Origin of the sequence: Halopenitus sp. H-Gu1, assembly GCF_041821145.1 — an archaeon.
GTDB lineage: Archaea > Halobacteriota > Halobacteria > Halobacteriales > Haloferacaceae > Halopenitus.
Genome location: NZ_JBGUBC010000060.1, coordinates 1 through 1,222 on the forward strand (window position 1 = coordinate 1; position 1,222 = coordinate 1,222).

The 1,222-nt window shown below is 61.8% G+C and carries 1 protein-coding gene; it reads right to left on the reverse strand.

The features are described 5' to 3' along the window. A partial coding sequence (locus tag ACERIT_RS16125; protein ID WP_373675870.1) for a SipW-dependent-type signal peptide-containing protein occupies nt 1-1,104 on the reverse strand: 1,104 nt, incomplete at its 3' end. Nucleotides 1,105-1,222: the final 118 nt, after the last annotated feature.

Here is a 1,222-nt window from a genome sequence, read left to right on the forward strand (position 1 = left end):
CGGATTGTCACAGAGATGCAGCGAGAAGGTAATCTCGCCCTCGTCACCCGGTTTCACGTCGTCGAGTTCGACGAGGTGCTCCTGGCCGGGGTAGTTCTCGCTTTGGAAGACAGCCGGCACGTCCAGCTCGGCGCCGCTGTCGATCCCACAGGCGCTGTGGATGGTGACGGGGCCGACCTCATTGTTCTGGTCCTCGTCGAGGCCGCTTTCGAGAATGATCTCGTCGGAGTCCTGACCGCTTCCTCCGCTGAGGATCATGACTTCCTCTACGATACCGTCGTCTTCTCTCCGACCTTGCTCGGCTGCAGCACCGTTGAATGCCGCTGAAAGTCGAATGGCGAACTCGTCGTTGAGCGGGCCGAGCGCACCACCGTCGGTGTACCCCTCCTGCCACGCCCAGTCGGCTGTCCACTCGGAGTAAGGGTCTGGCCCGTCGTCCTGTTCCTGCCAATCTCCAGTCCCCGTGAAACCGGATCCGTTCGGCGCACCCTCGAGAGTGTAGGAGGCTACTCCGCCGCCGTTCGCCTCCGTATCGTCGTTGACGACGACGAGGCTCAGTTCGCCGTCCGTCGTATTCTCGTAGAGGAAGATTACGCTCGTATCCGCCCTCGTAATATCGGCGTTTTGAGCGGCGAAGTTGCTGTAGTCGTAGAATTCCTCTACGCTTTCCTCTCCACTCAGTGGCACGATGCAGTAGGACTCGCCGCCGTAGGTGACGTAATATTCGTCGTCCTCACAGTCACAACAGGCGGGGATTTCGGCGGCGTCGAACACTGGCTCCGTCTCGCCGGCGCCGGAGTAGTGGACCCCGTCCAGATCTTGGAGGCCGTCGCCGTAGCTTTCGCCGTCGACCGCCGTGTCGGGGTAGGCGTTCACGGGGTGTTCGCCGACGCCGTCACCGTTCGGCATCGGTCCGTTGTAGGTCTGCTGCCAATCGACTTTGAGGTCGAGTTCGCCTGCGGTAAGCGTATTTCCGGTGAACGATTCCTCGTCGCTGAAGTAGGCGGTCGTGCCGAGTCCGGCACCCGCGGAGGCGACGCCGATGGCCCCCATACTCGCGAGTACGCGTCGGCGTGACAGCCCGATTTTGTCTTGGTTACTCATGGTTGCTCTCCCCCTTACGGGGAGTCCCACCGGCGGAGTCGAACCGCCGTACACCATGTGGGAAGACCGGGAATCTCCGAGTGACTCCCGGGGTGTCGTTTTTCGCTCTACGATTGGC